Source organism: Nonomuraea sp. K271, assembly GCF_009908215.1.
Classification (GTDB): domain Bacteria; phylum Actinomycetota; class Actinomycetes; order Streptosporangiales; family Streptosporangiaceae; genus Nonomuraea; species Nonomuraea longispora.
Genome location: NZ_JAAAHR010000007.1, coordinates 17,017 through 39,319 on the forward strand (window position 1 = coordinate 17,017; position 22,303 = coordinate 39,319).

Annotated in this window: 20 protein-coding genes and 2 pseudogenes; 8 read left to right on the forward strand and 14 right to left on the reverse strand. The window is 67.9% G+C overall.

Annotated features, from left to right (window positions below; translation table 11 throughout):
• Positions 1 to 460: 460 nt before the first annotated feature.
• Positions 461 to 925 carry a hypothetical protein gene (locus GUY59_RS03730; RefSeq protein WP_138199484.1) on the forward strand — a complete coding sequence of 155 codons (465 nt, stop codon included), beginning with the start codon at positions 461 to 463 and terminating at the stop codon, positions 923 to 925.
• A 335-nt stretch (positions 926 to 1,260) separates the two neighbouring features.
• Positions 1,261 to 1,536: a hypothetical protein gene (locus tag GUY59_RS03735; protein WP_138199483.1), complete on the forward strand. Its 276-nt coding sequence runs from the start codon at positions 1,261 to 1,263 to the stop codon at positions 1,534 to 1,536.
• Here GUY59_RS03735 and GUY59_RS03740 read toward each other — a convergent pair.
• Positions 1,472 to 2,101, reverse strand: a pseudogene (locus GUY59_RS03740) (transposase); the annotation flags it as partial. The gene GUY59_RS03735 and the pseudogene GUY59_RS03740 sit on opposite strands and share 65 nt — an antisense overlap.
• Before the next feature lie 211 nt (positions 2,102 to 2,312).
• On the opposite strand from GUY59_RS03740, the gene GUY59_RS50505 reads away from it, so the two are divergent.
• Positions 2,313 to 5,003 (forward strand): helix-turn-helix transcriptional regulator, encoded by a 2,691-nt coding sequence (locus GUY59_RS50505; protein ID WP_201760480.1) that lies wholly within the window; start codon positions 2,313 to 2,315, stop codon positions 5,001 to 5,003.
• A gap of 94 nt (positions 5,004 to 5,097) precedes the next feature.
• Here the strand turns inward: GUY59_RS50505 and GUY59_RS03750 are convergent, their stop codons facing one another.
• The 10 genes from GUY59_RS03750 to GUY59_RS50510 all read right to left on the reverse strand — a co-directional run bounded on the left by GUY59_RS03750 (position 5,098) and on the right by GUY59_RS50510 (position 15,384).
• Entirely contained in the window at positions 5,098 to 5,823 is a 726-nt protein-coding gene (locus GUY59_RS03750; protein ID WP_138199481.1) for a DUF6081 family protein, read from the reverse strand.
• Between the two features lie 386 nt (positions 5,824 to 6,209).
• Entirely contained in the window at positions 6,210 to 6,926 is a 717-nt protein-coding gene (locus tag GUY59_RS03755; protein ID WP_161714382.1) for a TetR/AcrR family transcriptional regulator, read from the reverse strand.
• 53 nt (positions 6,927 to 6,979) lie between these two features.
• On the reverse strand, positions 6,980 to 8,203 hold the full coding sequence (locus GUY59_RS03760; protein WP_138199479.1) for an FAD-dependent monooxygenase: 1,224 nt from the start codon (positions 8,201 to 8,203) through the stop codon (positions 6,980 to 6,982).
• A gap of 341 nt (positions 8,204 to 8,544) precedes the next feature.
• Entirely contained in the window at positions 8,545 to 10,230 is a 1,686-nt protein-coding gene (locus tag GUY59_RS03765) for a multicopper oxidase family protein (RefSeq protein WP_138199478.1), read from the reverse strand.
• A complete protein-coding gene (locus tag GUY59_RS03770) occupies positions 10,230 to 10,760 on the reverse strand; it encodes a hypothetical protein (RefSeq protein WP_201760467.1) in 531 nt (176 codons plus the stop codon). The genes GUY59_RS03765 and GUY59_RS03770 overlap by 1 nt, the downstream gene beginning before the upstream one ends.
• 270 nt (positions 10,761 to 11,030) lie before the next feature.
• On the reverse strand, positions 11,031 to 11,411 hold the full coding sequence (locus GUY59_RS03775; protein ID WP_138199477.1) for a DoxX family protein: 381 nt from the start codon (positions 11,409 to 11,411) through the stop codon (positions 11,031 to 11,033).
• 185 nt (positions 11,412 to 11,596) lie between these two features.
• Positions 11,597 to 12,130, reverse strand: a complete 534-nt coding sequence (locus GUY59_RS03780) for a nuclear transport factor 2 family protein (protein ID WP_138199476.1) — start codon at positions 12,128 to 12,130, stop codon at positions 11,597 to 11,599.
• A 262-nt stretch (positions 12,131 to 12,392) separates the two neighbouring features.
• Entirely contained in the window at positions 12,393 to 12,851 is a 459-nt protein-coding gene (locus GUY59_RS03785; RefSeq protein WP_161714383.1) for an integrase core domain-containing protein, read from the reverse strand.
• Positions 12,852 to 13,192: 341 nt separating this feature from the next.
• The gene (locus tag GUY59_RS03790; protein ID WP_138199474.1) at positions 13,193 to 14,737 is read right to left on the reverse strand and encodes an FAD-dependent monooxygenase; all 1,545 of its coding nucleotides are present in this window, start codon (positions 14,735 to 14,737) and stop codon (positions 13,193 to 13,195) included.
• A gap of 14 nt (positions 14,738 to 14,751) precedes the next feature.
• Positions 14,752 to 15,384, reverse strand: coding sequence for a sigma factor (locus GUY59_RS50510; RefSeq protein ID WP_138199473.1), 633 nt, complete (start codon positions 15,382 to 15,384; stop codon positions 14,752 to 14,754).
• A gap of 111 nt (positions 15,385 to 15,495) precedes the next feature.
• Between GUY59_RS50510 and GUY59_RS51230 the strand changes: the two are divergent.
• The 4 genes and pseudogenes from GUY59_RS51230 to GUY59_RS50515 all read left to right on the forward strand — a co-directional run.
• Positions 15,496 to 15,849: pseudogene (locus tag GUY59_RS51230) on the forward strand (DEAD/DEAH box helicase family protein); the annotation flags it as partial.
• Between the two features lie 44 nt (positions 15,850 to 15,893).
• Positions 15,894 to 16,433 carry a hypothetical protein gene (locus tag GUY59_RS48270; protein WP_236666811.1) on the forward strand — a complete coding sequence of 180 codons (540 nt, stop codon included), beginning with the start codon at positions 15,894 to 15,896 and terminating at the stop codon, positions 16,431 to 16,433.
• Positions 16,434 to 16,668: 235 nt separating this feature from the next.
• Positions 16,669 to 17,436: a dienelactone hydrolase family protein gene (locus GUY59_RS03810; RefSeq protein WP_201760468.1), complete on the forward strand. Its 768-nt coding sequence runs from the start codon at positions 16,669 to 16,671 to the stop codon at positions 17,434 to 17,436.
• A 101-nt stretch (positions 17,437 to 17,537) separates the two neighbouring features.
• On the forward strand, positions 17,538 to 17,996 hold the full coding sequence (locus tag GUY59_RS50515; protein WP_201760469.1) for a hypothetical protein: 459 nt from the start codon (positions 17,538 to 17,540) through the stop codon (positions 17,994 to 17,996).
• On the opposite strand, the gene GUY59_RS03820 is transcribed toward GUY59_RS50515, so the two are convergent.
• Both GUY59_RS03820 and GUY59_RS03825 read right to left on the reverse strand, forming a co-directional pair.
• On the reverse strand, positions 17,981 to 18,514 hold the full coding sequence (locus GUY59_RS03820; protein ID WP_138199471.1) for a pyridoxamine 5'-phosphate oxidase family protein: 534 nt from the start codon (positions 18,512 to 18,514) through the stop codon (positions 17,981 to 17,983). The two genes, GUY59_RS50515 and GUY59_RS03820, sit on opposite strands and share 16 nt — an antisense overlap.
• Before the next feature lie 55 nt (positions 18,515 to 18,569).
• Positions 18,570 to 19,661, reverse strand: a complete 1,092-nt coding sequence (locus GUY59_RS03825) for a serine hydrolase domain-containing protein (protein WP_138199470.1) — start codon at positions 19,659 to 19,661, stop codon at positions 18,570 to 18,572.
• A 345-nt stretch (positions 19,662 to 20,006) separates the two neighbouring features.
• Between GUY59_RS03825 and GUY59_RS03830 the strand changes: the two genes are divergently transcribed.
• Entirely contained in the window at positions 20,007 to 20,927 is a 921-nt protein-coding gene (locus tag GUY59_RS03830; protein WP_171055317.1) for a LysR family transcriptional regulator, read from the forward strand.
• A gap of 374 nt (positions 20,928 to 21,301) precedes the next feature.
• Here GUY59_RS03830 and GUY59_RS03835 read toward each other — a convergent pair whose 3' ends face one another.
• A complete protein-coding gene (locus GUY59_RS03835) occupies positions 21,302 to 22,276 on the reverse strand; it encodes an ArsR/SmtB family transcription factor (protein ID WP_138199469.1) in 975 nt (324 codons plus the stop codon).
• Between the last annotated feature and the right edge of the window lie 27 nt (positions 22,277 to 22,303).

Sequence of the window (22,303 nt, forward strand, 5' to 3'; positions counted from 1 at the left end):
GGGCTGCGCCTAGTCAGGCGAGACCGATACTTCAGATCCGATCAAATCGGAATGGTCAAGGCCACGCAATCACGCCGTCGGTTGCTCGATGGTTGCTCTTCGGCTAACGGCACCCTGAAACACCAAGCGACATTTTTTGGATGTTCTTGGGCACGGGCATCTCTACACCGAGCGATGCGTTGGGCACATTGCGTTAGCATCCGACACAAGAGCCACTGACTCTCAATCCGTAGGTTCCGGGTTCGAGCCCCGGGCGCCCTACCACATAGCATCGCAGGCCGAAAGCGCTTTCTCGGCATAGCGCCACGGCCTGGTGAGACCGCCTCGAAGATCATGTTCCCCCTATGTTCCCGCATCTCACCATGCGCTGGTGAAAGTCCGCTTGTCGACGCGCGCCATAGCCGCTCCCCTCCTGTGCTCTCCGCCACCATGCGTCCGCGGGACCGCGGGGAGGAGCAACATGGCGCGGATCATCGAGCGTAAGGCTAAGAACGGCGCGACATCATGGCTGGTGAAGTGGCGCATCGGCGGGGGCAGGAGCAGCAAGGAAGACTCCGAGACGTGCTATGAACGGCAGATCGCCGAAGACTTCGCGGCCTTGGTCGAGCTCAGCGGAGAGAACCGGCCGCACGGCTACCCCAAGGGCTGTCATGGCATCAGGGACCCGCACTTCGACGGCATCATAGATGCGGACATGCCGACCTTCGCGCAGTACGCCCGCCACAACTACGCCACCCGGGCTCGGCGCCGCCCCCACCCAGCGCCTGGACTATCTGGCCGAGGCGGAGCGACACGTTTTTCCATTCTTCGGGCACCTGCCATTGGATCGGGTCACTCGTCGTGTGCTGCGGGAATGGGTGGAATGGATGCTCACCAAACCATCCGCACGCAACGAGCACCAGCCGAGCCGGCCCCTTTCGGATGAGCAGGCGGCACGCCGATGGGCACAGGGCCGCGACATCACGGTCAAGAAGACCGGACGCGTACCACCCGGCGTGCTGCGGCAGTGGCGGGAGGCAGGCTCACCCAAACCCGCACCACCAAGCCCGAGGACGCTCTCGCCGGCCACCGTGGAACGGATCTACCGAGGCGCGATCAAGCCGGTCCTCCGAGCCGCCACGCAACAGGGCGAGGACGGTGAATCACCGTTGCTGGCCCCCTCTCCCTGCGAGGGCCTTCGCCTGCCGCCCGGCCCATCTTGTACGGGCCCGAGCTGGGCGTCTACCTTCGGGCGGTCCACGACCTCGACCCGAGACCGCCTTGTTCGTCCTAACCGAAACGGTCACCGGCCTGCGCTGGGGCGAGATCGCCGGACTTCATGTCTCCGGCCTGGATCCGGTCGGCGGCCTGATCCACGTGACCCAGACCTACGCCTACCTGCTGAACGAGACGACCGGCCGCAAGCAATGGCAGCTCAGGCCCTATCCGAAAGGCAAGAAGCAGCGCGAGGTGCCCATCTGCCAGGTGATCTTCATTGCAGCAGGATGCGGTGGCGTAGAAGGTCGAAGCCGGCGCGGCCGTGCATCTGGCGCATGATCCTCTTGGTGCGGGTGTTGACGCCTTCGGTCCGGCCGTTGTGGTGCGGGAGGGTGGGGGCAGCGTTCACAGCGTCGCGGTCGAGTTCGAGGCCGTTGGCGAAACTGTGCAGGTGGGGCAGGTCAGCGGCGCGGACGGTGGTGATCCAGGCGGTGAGTTCGGTGTCGTTGCCCGCGGCTGGGATGAGGAGTTCGGCGAAGCTGCGGACATGGTGGGCCAGTGCGGTCAGTTCGGGGCAGGCGCCGGTGAGTTCCTGCATCAACCGGGTGTCGCTGTCGCGGAGCCGGTCGGGGTGGGTGAGCAGGAGGCGTGCCAGGCGGCGCGGGGTGGTGACGGGGCGTTCTCCTTCGGCCCGGCCCTGGGTGATGTAGCGGTAGAGCAGGTTGAGACTGCCGGTGTAGCCGAGCTCTTTGATCTCGCGGAACAGTTGCTGCACGGGGACGGCCGGGTCGGTGGCGCGCCGTTCTCGCAGGTGATCGCGGTAAGGATCGACGAGCGTGGGCCGGTAGCGCGGAGCTCGGCGCAGCGTCTCGGGTTTGCGGGTGCGGGCGTAGCGCGCCCTCGTCCTCTACTCCAAGGGGGAGGGCGTCGTCGCGAGGCGGGGTCTGGAGGAAGCCCGAGCCGAAACCTGTACCGAGGGACACGAACCGTGTATGAGGCCGGATGGATCTGGGAGGGCCTGCCGTGGAAGGCGAAGCCCCTGTCCGGGCCGCCAAGGCATCCGTCGCATGACCGGGTCGTCCTGGATGGGGGCTTTGCGGGAGAATCGGCACGTGATGCATGGAAGGTCGGCAGAGCAGGCCGCCATAGATGATCTTCTGTCAGGTGCCCGTTCCGGCTGTAGCGGCGTGCTGGTGGTGCGTGGTGAGGCTGGAATCGGTAAGTCGGCGCTGCTGGAGTATGCGGTCGACCAAGCGGCCGACATGCGGGTGTTGCGCAGCGTGGGCGTCGAGGCGGAGGCGGCGTTGGCGTTCGCCGGGCTACATATGTTGCTGGGTGGTTTTGTTGATCGGTTGGGGGTGTTGCCGGGTCCGCAGGCGGCGGTGTTGCGGGGGGCGTTTGGGCTGGCGGTCGCCCCGGCGGGGGATCGGTTTCTGGCAGGGCTGGCCGCGCTGTCGTTGTTGAGTGAGGTGGCCGAGGAGCGGCCGATGCTGGTCGCTGTAGATGATGCGCATTGGCTGGATCGTGCCTCGGTGGATGCGTTGTTGTTCGCCGCGCGCCGGTTGGAGGCCGAGCCGATCGCGGTGGTGCTGACGGCCCGGGATGGGCATCGGTTCACTACGCCGGGCCTGCCGGAGCTGCGGCTTTCCGCCCTTGATCGTACGGCTGGCGCGGCCGTGCTGGCGGAGCACGCCAGGGACCTTGCTCCGCATGTGCGGGATCGTGTTCTTGCGGAGGCTCAGGGGAATCCGCTGGCGTTGCGTGAGCTGCCCGCCGCGATGACGCCGGAGCAACGGGCGGGTGAGGCGCCGGCGGTCTCGTTCGCCACTGGCACCCAGTCGGTGGCGAGCCGCGTAGAGGAGTCCTTCGGCGACCGCATTCGGGTCCTTCCGGAAAGGACTCGGCAATTGTTGCTGATCGCCGCTGCGGACGAAGGCGGTGACCTGGGGCTGGTGTTGCGTGCCGGCGAGCGGCTCGGTGCCGGCGTGGCTGACCTGGAGGCGGCCGAACGCGATCGGCTGGTACGGGTGAATGCGGGGCGTCTGGTTTTCACCCATCCCTTGATTCGGGCGGCCGCCTATCGGGTGGCGACGTTCTCGCAACAACTCGCCGCGCATCGGACGCTCGCCGACCTACTCGGAGAAGATCTGGCTCGCCGCGCCTGGCATCTGGCCGCCGCGACGACCGAGGCCGACGAGACTGTGGCCGCGGAACTGGAGCGAATGGCCGAGGCCGCGCGGTCGCGCGGCGGCTACGCCGAGGTCGCCGCCGCCTATCAGCGCGCCGCCCAGCTCACCCCAGACCCGGGAAGACGCGCCATGCGGCTGGTCGCCGCCGCGCAGACTGCGGGCTTCGCCGGTCAGGGCGCGCTCGCCACCGACCTCGCCGAGCAGGCGGGTCCGCACGTTTCAGACCCACGGGCCCGGGCGGAGCTCGCGTGGCTGCGGGTATTCATCGCCCACGAGCAGGAAAGGCCTCCTCCCGTTGTCGAGCTGGCCGAAGCGGCGATGGAGCTGGGCAAGCAATCGCCCCATGACAGTGTCTTCATGCTTCTGGAGGCGATGGCGACGGCGTGGACCACTGATAGGGATCGCGAGGTACGCGATGTCATCAACTGTTCCTCACCGATCGCTGATGGGCATTTCGGCCGGGTCACGGAGGCCGTGAGTGGCATCGGTGCCGAGGAACCGCAGAACCCCGTGCGCATCCTGCTCCATGAGATCGGCGACAGTAGCGATCGTCCGATCTGGCAACGGCAGAGCACGCTGTACTGGACGCTTTGGGCTTGCGACCTCGAGAACGCGGTGGCGGGGCTGACACAACTCCTCGATCATTGCCGGTCGACTGGGGTGATCGGGCTGCTGCCACGGGTTTGTCTGCACCTTGGCCGAGGTCACCTCTTGCTTGGGCGGCACCGCGATGCGCGGGCCACATCCGAAGAAGGCCTCAAGATCGCTGAGGATACCGATCGGCCACACTTCGCGGCACATCTGTCGGGGCTGCTGGCATGCGTGGCGGCGATCGAAGGGGACGAGGCCGGCTGCCGGGAGGCGATCGGTGATGTGCTCGTCGGCGAGCCGACCGAGCGCGGTATTGAGTCCCGATACGCGATGGACCTGCTCGACCTGGGACTCGGCCGATACGAGGCCGTGGTGCATCGGATGGCGGAGACACTGCACGATCCCGCCATGTATCTGACGAATACGCTGGTCAACCAGGTCGAAGCGGCGGTGCATGCCGGTCGGCGGGACCTGGCGAAAAATGCCGCCGCCCGCTTCGGCACCTGGGCCGAGGTCGCCGGCCGCCCCTGTGCGGAGGCCATGGAGCTGCGCTGCCGGGCTCTTCTGGCCGATGGTGCCGAGGCCGGACGTTTGTACGCGCGAGCCGTACAACTACATCGAGAGGACCGGGCGCAGCCGTTCGAGCGGGCGCGCACCGAGTTGCTTTATGGGACGTGGCTGCGACGGGACCGGCGCCGCAACGACGCGCGTGAGCCACTGCACTCGGCCCTGGAAATCTTTGAACGGCTCCGGGCCAAACCATGGGCCGAGCGGGCCGGCGCAGAGCTACGGGCGGCGGGCGAGGCGCGCCAGGCCCAAGCTGCCGCCCCGGATCTCCTCGACCGCCTCACCCCGCAGGAGCTCAACGTCGTGCGGCTGGCCGCGAAGGGGCTGTCCAACCGGGACATCGGCGCCCGGTTGTTCGTCAGCCCGCGGACCGTCGGCTATCACCTCTACAACGCGTATCCCAAGCTCGGCGTGGCCTCCCGGACCGAACTCATCCGCATGCTTCTGCCCAGGGATTAGGAAGGTCAGGGCGTGAAGGCGGTAGCCGGCCTGATCGAACCCGGGCTTCCGGTCGCCGCCGTTGTGTTCTTTCTCGGGTTCTAGGCGGGGTGTCTCAGGCATCGGCCCCGCGTACCCGGAATCGGCCCCAGCGTGCCTCGAGGCCCTGCCCACGGAGCGAACGGCTGCGACCGTCCCGGATCGGCAGCTGCGTCCAGATCCCGATCGCGACGGCCATGCGCTCGGGGATGGCGGTGCCGTAGATCTTGTACACCTGGTGACCATCCACCCGCCATACCACGGTCGAGCCGGCCCGATCGAATGTGATCTCGCACTCCCGCAGCCGGGTGAAGTCTTCGTCGAAGTCCTCATACGGCGACTCGGCTACGTGCACGAACGGATCGTCCGTTCCCATGAGGTGCTCGTGCATCGCGAACACGCGGGTAGCGGTCCCCGCGATGCTGAACACGGACCTGAGGTCGGTGACCTGGAAGTCGGCCATGCCCAGCCGATAGTCGCCAGGGTCCCCGCCGATGTTCTTGACCGCCAAGTCGGTAGCGAACGTGACCGGGCGATCTGGCGGCAGCTCGAACTGCCGCGTCGTGAGCTTGAAGTACTTGGCACTGTCGGCGGGTTGGAACGTGTCGCTCGACACCGAAAAGCGGGGGATCCTCACCCGCACCACACCACCACCGACGGCCACCTCTGTGTTCGGATCCTGCGCGGTATGCTCGCCGCCCGTTGGGACCGGCAGGCTGACCGTCCTCCACAGAGCGGGGTCCAGGTCCGGCCCTTTGAACTCGTCATAGGTCACGAAATCATCGCGATCCGCCTGTGTCACTGCTTCCACCTCCGAGCGGATCGGGCAGGGCACCTCGCCATGATCAGCCTCCTCTTCGTTGCAGGATCAGCATTGCTTTGTTCGATGGACGCTATGATCCTTTTGGGTCAATCCGGCATCTGCCGCGTGACTGGGTAGCTCTCGGAAAGGCAACAACACCCTGCGGCACGGGAATGTGATTATTCTGCGCCCAGGCATTGCCGGGCCCGTGATGATCTCTTGTCCAACGGGCTTGCCCGGTGTTGTCGGCGACTGCGACGAACTCCTGGCCGGCGGACAGCTCGTTCCAGGCTGACGCGTTCACCGGCGATTCCGGTGTGCCAGGCGAACTTCTGTGCGGGGCTGGTTCCGGAAAAGATGATGCCCGGCACAGGAAGGGGCATCGGTCATTTCGCGGTGGCCTGACTGCGCTCGATGAGTTCCAGTACGGCGTCCCTCGTTTCGCGGAAAATGGCGAGGGCGTCCTCGGCGGCTGCGGCGACCGCTGCGTCGCTGGGTGCGACGGGTGGCTCGACCAGCAGGGCCATAGTGTCGGCGAGGACCTCGTCGGGGGCATGGGCGGCCGGGGTGGCTGCTGGGTCGGACATGACGATGCCGAATCCGGTCACGACTGCGTGCGCGGCGTATGCCTGGTCGGGCAGCGGCCAGTCGGAGCGGATCAACCCGTGCCGGTGCAGGATCGGCAGAACCGCTTCGGATAGGGCGCTGGGCCGGGTGCGGTCGAACAGATCACGGTCGCCGGCCTGCTGGGTGAGCAGCCGAACCAGGTCTGTGTCGCCGCTGAAGAGGCGACGCGCCAGCGGAAGATTTCGCCCGGTACGGAGCAGCAGCGGAGCCAGGCGGCGCGGCCGCACGGCGGCGGAGTCGGCGGCGATGTGGCCGATGGCCTCGTCCAAGAGGGTCAGCAGTTCGCGGGCGAGCAACCCGAGGATGAGGTCTTCCTTGGTCGGCCAATACAGATAGACGGTGCCCTTGCCGACCCCTGCCGCGCGAGCGATCTCGCTGACGGTGACTTTACGCACCCCGTGGTCGAGCACCAGCTCGCGCGTGCTGTCCAGAATGCGGGCGGCCTTGCGCGAGTGGTGCTCGATCAGCTGGCTCACGGCGATGTCCCTCTTTCTCGTGTTCCTCGTGCTCACTAGTGCTTGTGGCTTGGTCATGCGGCGGCGACGTCGAACTGCTTGTTCGCGAGATCTGGGCCCTTCATTATCTTGCCCATGGCCTGCCTCAGCAGCGGCCGCCGCCTGAGGCGGATCATCGCGGTGCGCATGATCTGCTCCTTGCGGTCGCCGGGTGTGAAGATCCTCCGCATGGACAGCGCGCCGTCCTGCTCAGTCTGGATGAACGGCCGCATCCGGCCCTCCCACGCGCGCAGCGCGCCGGGCAGATCGTCGGTGTGGCGCCGCAGCATGGTGCCGAGCAGTTCGCTTCCGGCGATGGCGCTGGAGGCGCCCATGCCGGCGTAGAGGGTTACGCACCAAGCGGAGTCGCCGACCAGGACGACTCGGCCGTGATGCCAGTGCGGCAACTTGACCTGGTGCACCGAGTCGAACAGGTGCTCCGGGGCTCGTTCGAACCGCGCGAAGAGGTCTTCCAGTAGGGCTCCGGGAGGCTCAGGGCCGAAGGCGGCGCGGATGGATTCGATCGCCGGGCGGGTGAACTCGGCGTCGATGTCGTCAGTGTGGTAGGAGAACAGTAGGCTCGGCGCGTGGTCGGCGAACGGGAAGGTCCATGCCGAGCGGCCCGGCTCGGCCAGGACCAAGCCCTCGTGCAGGCCGAGGCCCTCGATCGGCGCATCGAGGGTGGTAACGCCGATCATGTAGTGCAGCGGATGCAGGTCCTGCTGGGGGCCGAAGGCAAGCCTGCGCACGGTTGAGCGCATCCCGTCGGCGCCCACCACCAGGTCGAAGCACTCGGAAACGGTGTCACCGGAGGCGACGCTGTGCAGGGTGACCTCGGCTGCGGAGTCGCTCTGGGTGATGTGGGTGGGCACGGTGGAGTAGCGGATCTCCACATCGTCCGGCAGTGCGGCGAATAGCGCCTCTTCCACGTCGCCGCGCAGGACCCTCCGGGGCGGCGTGACCACGCCCGGGAGTTCCGTCAGGTTCATGCCGGGGGTGCGGCGCCCGGCCCGATTCACCTCGTAGACGGCCATCCGCTCGGCGTTCCGGTCGCCGATTGCGTCCAGCACTCCCAGCCGTCGCGCGGAAGCGACCCCGGTACCCCACAGCAAGATGAAGTATCCGTTCGAGCGCCGCGCGGGAGCCCGCTCCACGATCACCGGCTCCCACCCCACCTGGTGTAACCGGAGTGCGGTGGCGATGCCCGCGATCCCGAGTCCGACCACCAGTGCACGGGGGCGCCTCGCTGATTCCTTCATGATGACTCCCTTCCTTGCCGTGTTCACTGCCACCGTAGCACATACTGACCAATTTGGTTCTACTAGTCAGTATCGGACCTACGGCTGGGATCGTCACTTGATCATTTGCAGGCGCTGGGATTCGAACCCGAACCGGCGAAAGAGCTGGAGGAGGTCGAGGTGAGCACCGTGGCCACGCTTTCGGCGTCGATGATGCCCCTGCCCCACTGCGGGGCTTGGCCCCGCCGCCCGCGATGACCTGAACGTGAGCGGCGAACAACTGACGCAGGTTCCACGGCCTCGGTCAAGTCGACCCTTGCCTTGAAGCCGTGGCGCGCCAGGGATAGCGCAGCTCCCAGGTGTCAGGTGATTTCGAGGTTGGCCATCATTCCCATGTCCTCGTGTTCGATGTTGTGGCAGTGGAAGAGATAGCGGCCGCGGTAGCCGTCGAAGCGGGTGATGATCTCTGCTGATTCGCCCGGGCGCAGTGAGATGGTGTCCTTGAGGCCCGCGTCGTGCGGCAGCGGCGGGCGGCCGCCGCGTGAGAGTATCCGGAAGGCGGCCAGGTGCAGGTGGACGGGGTGGTGCACGTCGGCGATCAGCCGCCAGACCTCGACCTGGCCGAGCCGGACGGTGACATCGGTGCGGGCGGGGTCGAACGGCAGGCCGCCGATCAGCCATCCGTGCCCGCCGGGCAGGCGCCCGGTGCGGAAGGCGAAGTCGCGCACCCGGGCGGCGTCCGACCGGCGCCAGTCCGGCAGGTCGGTCGCCAGGGTGGGCGGGATGCGGCTGTCGTCGGTGGCGGTGCGGGCGATGCGGAAGGCCATGACGTCGCGGGTGCGCCCGGAGCCCAGCCGGTTGACGATCCGGACGCGGCCGCCGACCGGGACGCGCGAGAAGTCGATGATCACGTCGTGGCGTTCGGCCGGCGCGATCGGCAGCAGCCGGTGCGTGACCGGCGCGGCGAGCAGCCCTTGGTCGGCGCCGATCTGGACCAGGTCCAGCCGGCGTCCGTCGTCGCCGACCGCTTGGAGCGCGTAGTGGCGGGCGTTGGAGGCGTTCAGCAGCCGCAGCCGGTAGCGGGCCGCGTCGACCTCGTGCACCGGCCACGGCGCGCCGTTCACCAAGATCACGTCCCCCAGGACGCCGGCGAGATAGGGCTCGCGAACGCCCGGCCGCTCCCGCAGCACAGACCCGAGCGCAGGCCCGAGCGCAGACCCGGGGGCGGGGTCGAGGGCGGGGTAGTCGAGGCTCCCGTCGGCGGCGAACGCCCGGTCGGCGAGCACGAGCGGGAGCTCGCGCGGCCCGGCGGGCAGGCCGAGAGCCTCCTCGGCGTCGTCGCGGACGATCTGCAGCCCGGCCAGGCCCCGCCAGATCGCCGGGCCGGTGAAGTCCATCCGGTGGTCGTGATACCACAACAGCGCCGGCCGCTGGTCCATCGGGTAGGCGTAGTCCCGCCTCAGCCTGGCCGGCACCGCCCGCGGGTCGCGCCCGCCGTGCCCGGGACCGGGCCCGCCGCGGCCGTGCCCGTCGTGGCCGTCGTGGGCGGCGTCCGGCCAGCCCTGGGGCAAGACCAGGTCGGTGGGGTATCCGTCGGAGGCCGCCGGGCTGTGTCCGCCGTGCAGGTGCACCACGGTCGGCACGGGCAGCTCGTTGCGATGGGTCACGATGATCGGCCGGCCGCGGCGCGACTCGATCGTCGGCCCCGGGAACGTGCCCCCATAGGTCCACAGCCGCGTCCGGATGCCGGGCAAGACCTCCACCGCCGCCTCGCGCTGGGTGATCTCGTAACGGTCGGCCCCGCCCGAGCCGCCGGCCGGGGCCAGCACGGCCGGGATCGGCAACGGCACCTCGAACGCCGGCGGCAGCGGCACCGCGCTGCGCAACTCGGCACCGGTGAACGACGGGCGGCGCGACAGCGCGGCCGCGCCCGACAACCCGCCGGCCGCCATCAGCCCGAGCGCCCCGCCGATGCCCAGCACCCGGCGCCTGGCCAGGCCACCCACCCGACCGCCCCGGCCGGATCGGCCGTCGAGTTCCTCACCCATCACCGGCCTCCTCCAGCTTCGGCTCCTCCACGGTCTGCGCCCGCGCGCGGTGGGGGCGCTCGCCGCCGCAGGGGCCGGCGCCACACCGCGATGAACAACACCACGAGCCCGGCGACGATCATCACCCCCAGCGGAAGGTGCAACCACAACGCGCCGTCCAGCCCCGCCACGTACTGCACCGTCTCGGCGGCCACCACCGCCCCGGTGACCACGAACGGCCAGGCCCGGCGCAGCCGAACCCAGACCACCACCGCCACGATCACCTGCAGATAACCGGCAGACGTGACCACATCCGCACCGACCGCATGCCACAGCAGACCATCAAAATCACCACTCAAAAACACACCGGCGAACACCGGCTGACCGACGACCGCCACCGTGTGCACGCTCACAACGGCACGCAGCACCCACCCAATGGGCCCCGTCCGATGCCCGGCATCAGATCGCGCCAGTATGGCCGGGCGGAGCTTGTTGATCGACAAATCCAGCCGAGCGGTGTGTTCCCGGGCGAGCCGTACGGCGTCGGTCACGACTTCCTACCTTCCTTCATGGGTTGATCGCGGCGTTCGTAGGCTTGTAATCGCCCAGGGTGCCGGGTGTGGCTGTCACGATGCTGCAACTGGTGCGGCTCTGGAGGATTGGCCGCACGGCCCCGGCCGCTGGATCGGAGTGTGCGATCTGATCACTGTGCAGGGACCGACGCCAGGAAAACCCGCCACCACTGACCTCCACCGCCCGCACCGTCCGAATGTGAACCAGTGGGCATCCTGACCGCGTTCCGGGCCAGAGGTCACGCGGGGTCACCCGGTGAAAGGCTCGAGGCCGAAGCGGCCCGACGCCACAAAGACGTACAGAGCGAGCAGGATCATGGGCAGTACGATTGCCTGGCTCTCGTGACGGCGGAGGTGCGTGATGATCGCGCCGACCATGAGCAACGCCAGGCCGACCGCAGCCAGTGGCGCCAAAACCGGTGCGATGCCAAGCACGGCGGGCAGAATCAGGCCCACCGCACCCAGGATCTCGAGGATGCCGATGGCCTTGACCGTGTTGCCGCTGAAGTCTTCGATCCATCCATAGCCGGAGGCAGCCAGCTTCTCCGCAGACTGGATCAGCTTCCTGGCGCCGCTGGCCAGGGAGACTGCGGCGAGCAGTCCCGCAACCACCCAAAGAGCGATGTTCATTTCGGTGTCCCCTCGCCGGGTTGTGAGCGTCGTTGGCGTGGAAGCCGCGGAGGTGATCGGCATCGATGTCGGCACAGTCCGTGATGTCTGTTCCGGCCGTTGATGATCCTGTTTGCGGGAGCGACCGCGGGCAGGTGAATGCCGGGGCGCGGTGGACCGGATCCCTGCCGGATCTCAACCGGATTTCAGGTGTCGGAGTGTTGTGGTGTGGCCGGGGTCACCGTCGTCTTCGGTCGGGGGTTGTCGCCGGGCGGCGAGTCGGTCGGTGCTTTGGGTGGTCGGGGTGAGGAACCCGAGCCGGTCAGTGGTGAGGTGTCCTCGTAGCGGACTTCGTAGAGGCGTTCGGCGAATTTCCAGCCATCCGGGGTGCGCTGGTAGCGGTCGTGGTAGATGGCGTACATCATTGAGGAGCGGCCGTCGAAGGCGCGTCCGATCTCTGACATGTATGCCCGGCCGGTAGCGGTGTCGCCGTTGATCTGGATGGTGCCTGGGTGGGTGTTCTGTACGAGGAATTCCACGAACTCCGGCACGTTCCGGCCATAGGCGCGGATCGCCTCCTGACCGATCAGTTCGGCCGGGATGTTGGGCATCCGCAGTGCACCGTCCGGGGTGAACAAGGATGCGATGTGGTCGTAATCGCGCATCATCGTTCCGTCGGTGAACTCGCCGCGCAGTGCTTCGATCTCAACGCGGTCGGCGATCGTCTGAAAGTCGCTCATCGCTCTCCTGCTTGTCGCATCGAATCGGGTGCAGGTGGCCATCGGCCACTGGGGCATGGGCGTTGGCCCTTCGCCTTCCAAGCTTGGAGGTCCGGCGGGGGCGGTTCATCAGTCGGATGACTGGGCTCGAGTAGCCTCCGGCTTTCGTGTGCCCAGCAGAGCAGGAGGTGAAGCCGTGACGTAGCGAAGGATCAAGCGGGGCTGTTCATCACTCGTTGATGAACTGATCACGGCCGTGTGGGTGCCAAGAACTGGGCCGCCCCTATGCGACCTGCGCGTACTCGTGGATCAGCCCGCCGAGGCGGTCACGTCGGATGACCTTGATGTCGTCCTCGACCGGGTCGGGAAGGGCTCGCAGCGGAGCGGCCTGGCCCAGGGAGCGATGTGGGCGATGCTCGCTGAAGTGAATCTCGTAGGTGGCCAGCACACGTCGTAAGTGGTGGGCGTTGACGATGGTGATCCGGTCGAGGAGTTCTCGGCGCAGGCTGCCGATCCAGCGTTCGGCGAAAGCGTTGGCCCGCGGAGCGCGAGGTGGCGTCTTGAGGATGCGGATGCCCCCGGCCGTGAAGATCTCGTCGAACGTCGCGGTGAACTTGGTATCCCGATCGCGGATGAGGAGCCTGAACTCTTCCGCCCTGTCCCTCAACTCGATCATCAGGTTCCTGGCCTGCTGCGCAACCCACGGCCCGGCTGGATGCTTGAGCTTGCCTTTGTGGGTCACAGCAGATCGTCTTCCGGCTGTCGTCCCACGCCCGCAGCCCGTGATGGCGATCTACGTGTCAGGTCGAAACGCGATCTATGGCGGGACCCTCGCTCCTCGTAGCGCGCTCCCGGCGTGGGCGAGAGAGCTCGGAGCAGGCTGTGCGTAAGCCGTGAACGCACGCTACACCACAGCGGCCTCAGCCGCTCCCACTCGGCGTTCGTTAAGCCACCACGACCCATACACTCATCGTGACACGATCACCACAACTAGTCGGCCGATCCGAGAACCAGCCCCTAGACGGACGGTCCGGCCTTCCCGGTGCCGGTTCGGGCACCACGCCTGTCCCGCCGAGCCATGTGTCAAGCCGTCGGCGGACTGACGCTTCTAGGCTGGAGATCCGGGGTTGAGGTCAGCCGCAGGGCGGGCCGGTGGCGTACGTGCGCACCTCGAAGGCCGGCTGGGCCGAGCCACGTCGTGAGGGCGGTCTGGAGAGCGTCCAGGTCTGGCCGCTCGCCGCAACGGGTGAGCCAGGCGACATGTCCGTCGGGACGGATGAGTACGGCGTCCACGCCGAGATCGGAGCCTTCGGCAGGACGGGTGCGGACGAGATCGACTCGGTCCGCCCAGCCGGTCACGACGGTGTCGAGCGGCGGGAGACCACCACAATCCAGCAGAATCGCGCGGGCGCGGTGCAGAAGCTTGTAGACGCGGCCGTGTCCGATGTCGAGATCCGGAATGCGCCTGCCGAGGAGATCGTCCGTCCCGTTCATCGGATACGTGATGTCGGTGGCCGTGATCTCACCGGCCAGACGCAGCCGTACCTCATCGATGCCGATGAGATCGCCCAGCACCTCGCGGAGGGCGGAGGTGTGATCGTCCACCCGCCAGAGGGCAGTCTGGGCGCGGGTGTTCTGCAGCACGCGGGCGGCGACCGGGTGGCGTTCGGCGTGGTAGGTGTCGAGCAAGTGGTCCGAAGCCTGCCCACGGACGACGGCGGCGAGCTTCCAGCCGAGGTTGACCGCGTCCTGCACGCCGGTGTTCAGGCCCTGACCGCCCGCCGGGAAGTGGATGTGCGCGGCGTCGCCGGCGATGAGAACCCGGCCCTCGCGGTAACGGTCGGCCTGGCGCGCCGCATCGCCATGCCGGGAGAGCCAGCGAGGCGAGTGCATGCCGTAATCCGTTCCAGCGATCTTGATCAAGGCCTTGCGGAGGGTCTCCAGATTCACCGGTTCGTCGCGGTCGGCGACGTGATCGAACTCGTTGGTCAGCACTCGGTACCAGTCCGGGCCGAACGACAGCACCGAGAAGACGCCGTGCTTGCGCCGTTCCTGGAAGATGTTGTCCGCGGGCGGCTCGGCGAGCTCGACGTCGCCGAGCATCGCGGTCATCGTGGCCGGGGTACCGGGGAACTGGATGCCTGCGAGCCTGCGCACGGTGCTGCGGCCCCCGTCGCAGCCGACGAGGTAGCCGGCCCTGACGCGCGAGCTGTCCGCGAGCTCCACCGTGACACCCGTTTCGTCCTGGGTGAACCCCACCACCTCGGCGCCGCGCCGCAGCCGTACCCCGAGCTCCGCCGCGCGCTCCGCCAGCAGCCGTTCCACCTCGGACTGCGAGATGACCAGAACGTACGGATGCCGCGTCGTCACACCAGATAGGTCGAGCCGGAGTCCGGAGAAGTGCACGCCCTGCCTTGGCCGTCCTCGCTCGAGAAACCGGTCGAGCAGGCCCCGCTGATCGAGCGCCTCCATCGTGCGGATGTGGAGACCGCTGCCTCGCGATTCCACCGTTTGAGGCCCTGCCAGGCGCTCGAGCACGAGCACATCGACCCCGGCGAGCCCCAGCTCGCACGCGAGCATCAACCCCGTCGGCCCCGCCCCAGCGATCACTACCTGCGTGTCGGTCATGGTCAACTCCTTGATCATCGTTCAGTCACATTGGTCAACACGCACATCGGAGGGACGCGTCCGGCGATCGCCACCGGAGGTGTCACCAGCCCCGCCACACCCTTGCCATCCCGTGCCCGGGCCAGCTCCTCAACCGGGTCGAACCGTCCCACCACATCTGCAGTGTCGACGTTGCAATGCTGTGGACTCACCGACCAGGGCCGGAGCTTGCCGGGGTTGCGTACAGCCCAAATGTGTGTGATCCGGTCGCCTGCGATCTCGAACGCGTACACCGTCACGGTGACGCCATCTCGCTGCGCCACCAGACCGGGCTGACCGTTGACGGTACGCTCCAGGATCGTCAGATTGCCCAGCCTGCCAGCGAGATCGACGAGGACGCGCGCGAGCCGCTCGGGGCCTTCGAATGGGCGGCGCGCGGAGGAGGCCAGCTGCCGGCAAGCCGCCGGGGACCGGCCGACGACCTCGGCGAAGGGGTACCGGAAGACGTCGTGCAGGACGAAGGCGACGGTCTCCTGGACGACATCTTCTGCGTCGACCAGAGAGCCGAGGAGCCGGTAGGCGAAATTGATCAGCCGGTGCCGTTCGTTCGTGATCGCGCTCAGGCGCGGATCGGGCCGGCCGTGCCCTGGCTCAGATCGAGTGGTCATGGTCTCCTGGTCATCGTGTCACTGACTCCCCTGGTCGCATCCACCTTCACCTGTTCGACAAGACAGCGCGGTGAAGTGTGAGGTTGGCGCGTCACTTCGCATTCGGCCAGGTTGTGTTGTCGAAGCAGTGAGACACCATCCAGCGCACGAAGGAAGACCTCGCCATGTCCGCCCCAACGACCGCCGACACGACGACGGAGCAGGACGGCATCCAGTCGCGTCTGCCCGACCTCACCCGGCTCTCTCCCCGAGCTGGCAAAACGCTCCGGAGCCGAGGGGAGGGACAAGCGGCACGGGGTCGTCGATGTGATCATGCCGCAGTCCGTGGCCCACCGCGACGCCGACCCGTCACTGCTCCACGAGTACGGCATGGTCATCGTCGACGAATGCCATGCGGTTGGCGCTCCGGCCGCCGAGGCCGCCATCCGTCAGGTAGCCGTGAAACGTTGGATCGGGCTATCGGCGACACCGTACCGGGCCGACCAGATGGACGCGCTCATCACGATGCAGTGCGGACCCATCCGGCACGAGATCACCGCCGAGGTGTCGTTGCCCAGCGACTCATCGTCCACCCGACCGACTTCAACACCGAGGAAATCGGAAACGATGGCACCTCCTTCCAAGCGATCTACGGCGAACTGGCCGCAGACGAGACCCGGACCGTCCAAATCGCCGCCGACGTCGCGGACGCGGCAAGCCGGGGCAGGAGCAGCCTGATCTTGACCATTCGAATGGAACGCCTCCAATGCCTGGCCACGGCCCTGGCAGACCGGGGCGTGGCCGCGACGCTCCTGCACGGGCAGCTCAGCACCGCCGAACGCAACCACGTCCACACCCGCCTGACTGGCAGCTACCCGGACCGGACTCCCACCGGCAAGCGACGACGAGCTTACGAACAGACGATCAGCCGCTACGTCACGGCTTCACCTCCGTCCTGCTGGGCGCACGAAAGCGAGGCTGGCGAGGGGTGCGAGCTTCGCGTCTACGTCGAGGCCCGGCACGAGCTCGAACCCTGGCACGACGAGGACATCCACCTCGCGCAGTGGTGAGACGTCCAACGCCGCACCACCCGATGCGGCGACACGACGACGAGGCGAAACGATCGACACCTCGTATCCGGAGCTGTCCGGTCCGGCAACGTGCGTGGCCATCGTCAAGAGATCGGGTACGCCGAACACCTCGGACGCGAAGCAGCCTGGATAGGCCAGGACACCAACCCGCAGCGCGCTCACGCTCGCCTCCTCACCCCCAGCCTGTGCGGGGGCATCGGTCCAGGCTGTCACCATGAGCGCTGCCAGCGGACGACCTGACGACATGATCACAGACTTCTCCCGCCGACTCGTGGACGTGGAGGGGGTGGTGAAGACGGTGTACGCCGCGGGCTCCGGGCCGGCCGTCGTGTTGATGCCGGAGGTGCCCGGCATCAGTCCTGACGTTCTTCGACTGGCGCGGTGGGTGCGGGATGCCGGCTTCACCGTCTATGTCCCTTCACTTCTCGGGATCGACGGTGCCTATCCCACGGTCGAGGGTGGTACGGAGGTTGTCCGCCGCGCGTGTGTCAGTGCCGAGTTCCGCGCGTTCGCCGGGGGCGGCACCAGCCCGGTCACGGCATGGCTACGTGGGCTCGCGCGCCAAGCCCATGCCGAATGCGGCGGTCCGGGAGTCGGCGCGATCGGACTGTGCTTCACCGGCGACTTCGCTCTCACCATGGCGCTTGAGCCAGCTGTCATCGCGCCGGTGGTCAACCACCCGTCGCTGCCGCTGGACGACCCTGCCGGACTCGAGATCGGCGACGAGGACGCGCGCGCGGTCCGAGACCGCATCGCGCGCGACGGACTGAAGGTTCTTGCCTACCGCTTCGACGACGACCGGTGGTGCACCGGCCAGCGCTTCGCCGCCTACCAGGCACTTCTCGGCGACGCCTTCGACGGCCGTGTTCTTCCGGGCGGTTCCGCGAACACCAGCCCGCCACCCTTCTTCGGCGACGTGGTCGGGTCCCCCACAGCGTTGTCACCGCCCACCTCGTCGACGAGGGCGGACATCCCACGCTGAAGGCCAGGGACGAGATCATCGACTTCCTGACCGACCGCTTGAGCCCCTTCGGACATTCCGCGACAACATCCTGCTGAACGTCATAACGGTTGCCGGCGCAGTTGGCGATCAGATCCGGTCGTAGATCAGTTCGCCGGTGCTGCGACGACGCAGGGGCTGATCGAGACCCATCGGTACGCCATCGCCGTCCTGCCCTTCCCCAAGCCGTCGGCGCCGTCGGGTTCGCCTACGACGGCGCGCTCAACGAGTCTCGGGCAGCTCAAGCAGACCTGGACGAGGCCGAGAAGCTGGCCGACCGCATCCTCGTGCTGAACGGCGGCCGGATCGTCGCCGACGGCACCGCCGCCGAGCTGGCACGGCGTATCGCCGGCGAGGACGAGGTGCGCTGGGTGCGCGACGGGCGGCGGTACGTCGAGCGGACGCCCGACTCCACCACGTTCGCCCGCGACCTGTTCGCCCTGCTACGCCGACGACGTCCAGCGTGCTCGGGGTCGGAGGTGAAACCGGCCGCTGCGGGTGGCGTGAGCAGCCAGGCACTGTGCCCTCAGCTCCACCGGTAGCGCGTCTGGGACGACTCGCTACCGGTGGCGAAGGCGAACCCCTTGTCCGGCTGGACCCGGTAGAGCTGAACATTTCCGGTCCGAAGGGCGTCGTCCAGTTGATACCAGGTTCCGTCCTCGCGGGTGAGCTGCCAGCCGTAGGCCTGTTCGAACGCGGTCGCCACGGCCTCCCTGGTGGCCTGGTCGGTGACCAGGCTCGCGGTGCCCTCGATGACGTAGTCCACGCCGGTCAGGGTGCCGGTTCCGGTGGTCAGCACGCACTGCTGGTTGGCGCTGAGGTTCTTGGCCTTCTGCTCGTTGTGGCCGGTGGTGAACCACATGGCGCCGAGCGCCCAGATCGCCAGCAACGGTGTCACGTGGGGGCGGCCATCCCGGCGCACCGTGCACAGCTGGAATTTCTGGATCCGGCGCAGTGCCCACTCCGTCGCCTCCCACGGCGTCGGGCGGGCGCCTGGCGAGGAGAACGGACCGAGGCTGGTCTCCGGCGCGCTCGAGTCGTCGGCCCTACGAGTGGACATGATGTTCTCCTTGTGATCGTCGCGATTTCCGCCCCGGCGCATCGGCGGGGAGAGCTCAGCGGGTCCTGGCCAGATAGTCGGCCACGATCGTGATGACCGATAGCACGGTGTCGAAGTTCGGGACGAGCCGGTTTTTCGTCAGCGCGAAGGCGACACCTCGCGCGGGGTCCGCGTAGGCGTAGCTTCCGCCGCCGCCCGGCCATCCGAATGCCACAGAGTTCTCCTCGGCAGGGGCGCCCATCCTGCCGATCGGGAAGCCCAGAGCCATCCGCGCCGGAGTGCCGAAAACCCGGTCCGCGCCCTCGAACGCGAGCGCGGACAGTTCCGCGAGCCGCGCAGAGTCCATGAGCTTGCCCTGCAGGACGGCGTTGTACATCGCGGCAAGGCCGTGCGCGGTGGCGATGCCCACCGACGGTATGTCGGCACGCAGGATCTCGCTGTCATTGCCGAAGTCGGCACTCGGCAGGTTTTCCCACGGCGCGAGGATCGCATCACCGTCGTCCGGGCCGGCAGGCCATTGCCGCGCCTGCTGCTCCAGGCATGCCAGCGCCGGCAGCGACTCCTTCGGAGCGGCGAAGTAGAGCTGCCCCTCGATACCGAGCGGCGCGGTGATCCACTCACGCAGGAGCTCGCGCATGGGCTGCCCTGTCGCGCGGCGGGCCAGCTCGCCGACGAGATAGCCGAAGGTGTAGCTGTGATAGCCCATGGCGGCGCCGGGCTGCCAGCGCGGCTCGGCGGCGGCCAGCGACGCGCATACCCGGGACCAGTCGGGAAGCTCGCTCGGAGTGATCTCGCGCGGCATGGCCGGAAGACCGGCCGTGTGGGTCAGCACGTGCCGCAGCGTCGCCGTGGCCTTGCCGCGCACGCCGAACTCGGGCCACAGGTCCGTGACCGGGCTGTCGTAATCGAGGAAACCACGCGCGACGAGCAGGTGCGCGAGCGTGGCCGCAACGTTCTTGCCGGTGGAGAAACTGAAGATCGGTGTGCCGGAGGTGATTGCTCGCCCGGTGGCCGTGTCAGCCGTGCCGGCCACTGCGTCGACGATCAGCGCGCCATCCTGATAGACGGCGACCTGCACACCGGTCTCCACGCCGGTACCGACCAGCGTATCGATATGGCGCTGGATCTGTTCCTGTATCTCACTCATCGCTACCCTCGTCACTTTCCCGACCGCGCGAAAGCCATCACCCTTCCGGCCGGCGGAGGGGGTGCACCGCCCGCCGTACCCCTCACGCCTGCACGCAGAATCAACGCCGCGGTGCCGGCAGCCGCCAGCCGCGCGAGGCGCATGTTCCACCAAGCGGCTCGCGCCGCCGATGAGCAGGACGGCCGGATCACTGACCGCGCCCGAACCTCCGCACACCCAGGTCCGCCTGGCGGTCGATCCGCATGAGTTCTCAAGGGGACATGTCCTCACGATCTCTGGACCGGGACGGGTCAGCAACCGCGGACCACGATACGATTGATAAGCGGGGCTGAATAATATGGTGTGGTGGACTGGCAGGAGATCGAAGCGTTCCTCGCCGTCGCCGACGAGCTGCATTTCGGTCGCGCGGCGCGACGCCTGCACCTGTCCCAGGCCAGGGTCAGCCAGACGATCCAAAGACTGGAACGCCGGATCGGCAGTCCGCTGTTCGACCGCACGACCCGCCGCGTCAGCCTCACCCCGATCGGACGGCGCCTGCTGGACGAGCTGCGCCCGGCCCATCAGGCCGTACTGGACGCACTCGGCCGAGCGCAGGCGGCCGGGCGCGGCATCGCCGGGGTTCTGCGCGTCGCCTTCCTCGGGCCGGTCGCCGGACGGGTCGTGCTGGAGGTGATGACCACCGTCCGCGCCGACCACCCCGACCTGGACATCCAGCTGTGCGAGACCCAGATCGCCGACCCGTGCCGCCCGCTGCGCGACGAGGAGGTGGACCTGGTGCTGACCCAGCTTCCCGTCAACGAACCGGGCATCACCACCGGTCCCGTCGTCGTGTCCGAGCCACGCGTCCTCGCCGTGTCCACCCGCCACCCGTACGCCCGACGCGAATCCGTCAGCCTGGAGGATCTGTCCCGCGACTGCACGTTCCGCCCGGCAGGCAACCCCTCACCGGACTGGCTGGACAGCTACCTGCCCTGGTCGACACCAGCAGGCCGACCCATCGAACGCGGGCCGGCCGTAGCCACCTTCCAAGAACTGCTGGCGCTCATCGCGGCCGGCCAAGGCATCTGCCCGGTGGCCGCCCACAACAGCCGCTACCACCCACGCCCCGACATCACCTTCGTCCCCCTCGCCGACGCGCCACCCTTCGAATTCGGCCTGGCCTGGCGCACCAGCGCGCAAACCACCCGGGTCAAAATCTTCATCAAGACGACCGACAAGCTCGTCACCGCATGGGGCGGCCCCACAGCAGCAGCCCAACGCTTGTGAAATAGCCGCTCGGGTTCGCACGACCAGCCCCAAGTAGCGTCGCCGACGCCGTCGCCAAGCTCGCCGACGGGGTGGCGTCATGTCGCCGACGAGTCGCGGGAGCGAGTAGCTCGCTCTTGAGAGGGAGATTGGGGATCACCCGGCCAGGCGATCACATCCGGCCAGGGAAACCGCAGGCTAGGGCATACAACAACCCCGAGGAGAGCCTGCGACGAACACCCGCACCGCCTACAGCCACCGCTCCGCTGCTCGTCATGGACTACGGAGTGATCCGCATCATGGACGGGTCGGACGGAAGCCGAGGGCCCGGGCAGGCCTGGACGATCGGGCATATAGCGTTTCTCGCCGCCCTCGCCTTATTCGTCGTTATATTGTCACAGCTCGGTTCGCGGGGGCGCGGGCGGGGCCGCGAGTTGATCGCCGAGGTCGCTGCGGCGGTACAGGACATGCCGTCCGTCGCGGGCCCGGGTGAGCAGACCAGTGGTGTACAGCACGCGCAGGTGCTGGGAGACGGCGCTGGGAGTCACTTTCAGGCGGCGGGCGAGTTCCACCGTCGGCAGCGGCTCGTCCAGGAGGCCGAGCAGCGCGGCGCGCGGCGCGCCGAGCAGCGACACGAGAGCGGTGGCATCCGGCGCAGGCGCCGGATGCCACAAGGTGGCCACTCCGCGGCAGGGATAGGTCAGGCGCGGCGGTTCCTCGGGGTGAACCGGCGGGGTGGGCTTGTGGGCGAACACCGACGGCATGAGCAGCAGTCCGCGCCCGGACACCGCCACGTGATGCCGGCCGATCATCTGGTCGATGGACAGCACTCCGTCATGCCAGCGCAGGTTCGGGTGCATGTCAGCGAACAGCATGCGCGCGCCGCCCACGGCCAGTTGTCGCGCCCGGTAGGTCATGTCGGCCTCCAGCACCAGCTGCATCTGCGGCCACATCGGCTCGATAGTCAGCTCCCAGTAGCGTCGCAGCACGTCGCAGGCGGTATCGCGGAACCTGGCTGCCGCCGCGTTGTCGGGGACCGGTTCTGCGACGAGCGCGGCCGGCACGTCCCTGCGGACGACCTTCGGAGGTGTCCGCCGTACGAGGGACAGTTGTTCCTCGAATGTCGGCGCGAAGGTCGTGGGCCGTGGCGTCAGGAAGTCAGGAAGGGCGAGTTTGCTTCCGACCAGGGACGTCAGCAGGCGGGTGTCTCGCGCGTCGAGGCGGGCGAGCGCGGATCTGCGCCACGGCAGATGCAATGCGTATAGGCCGGGCTCCCGCAGCACGCGCAGGCTCAGAACCGTTTCTTCCAACGGCGAAAGGGCGAAGTGGGTGTCTGCGAGGTCCTCGACACCCAGCTCGAAACTGATCATTAAGTCAGACGCTACATCAATTGTCCG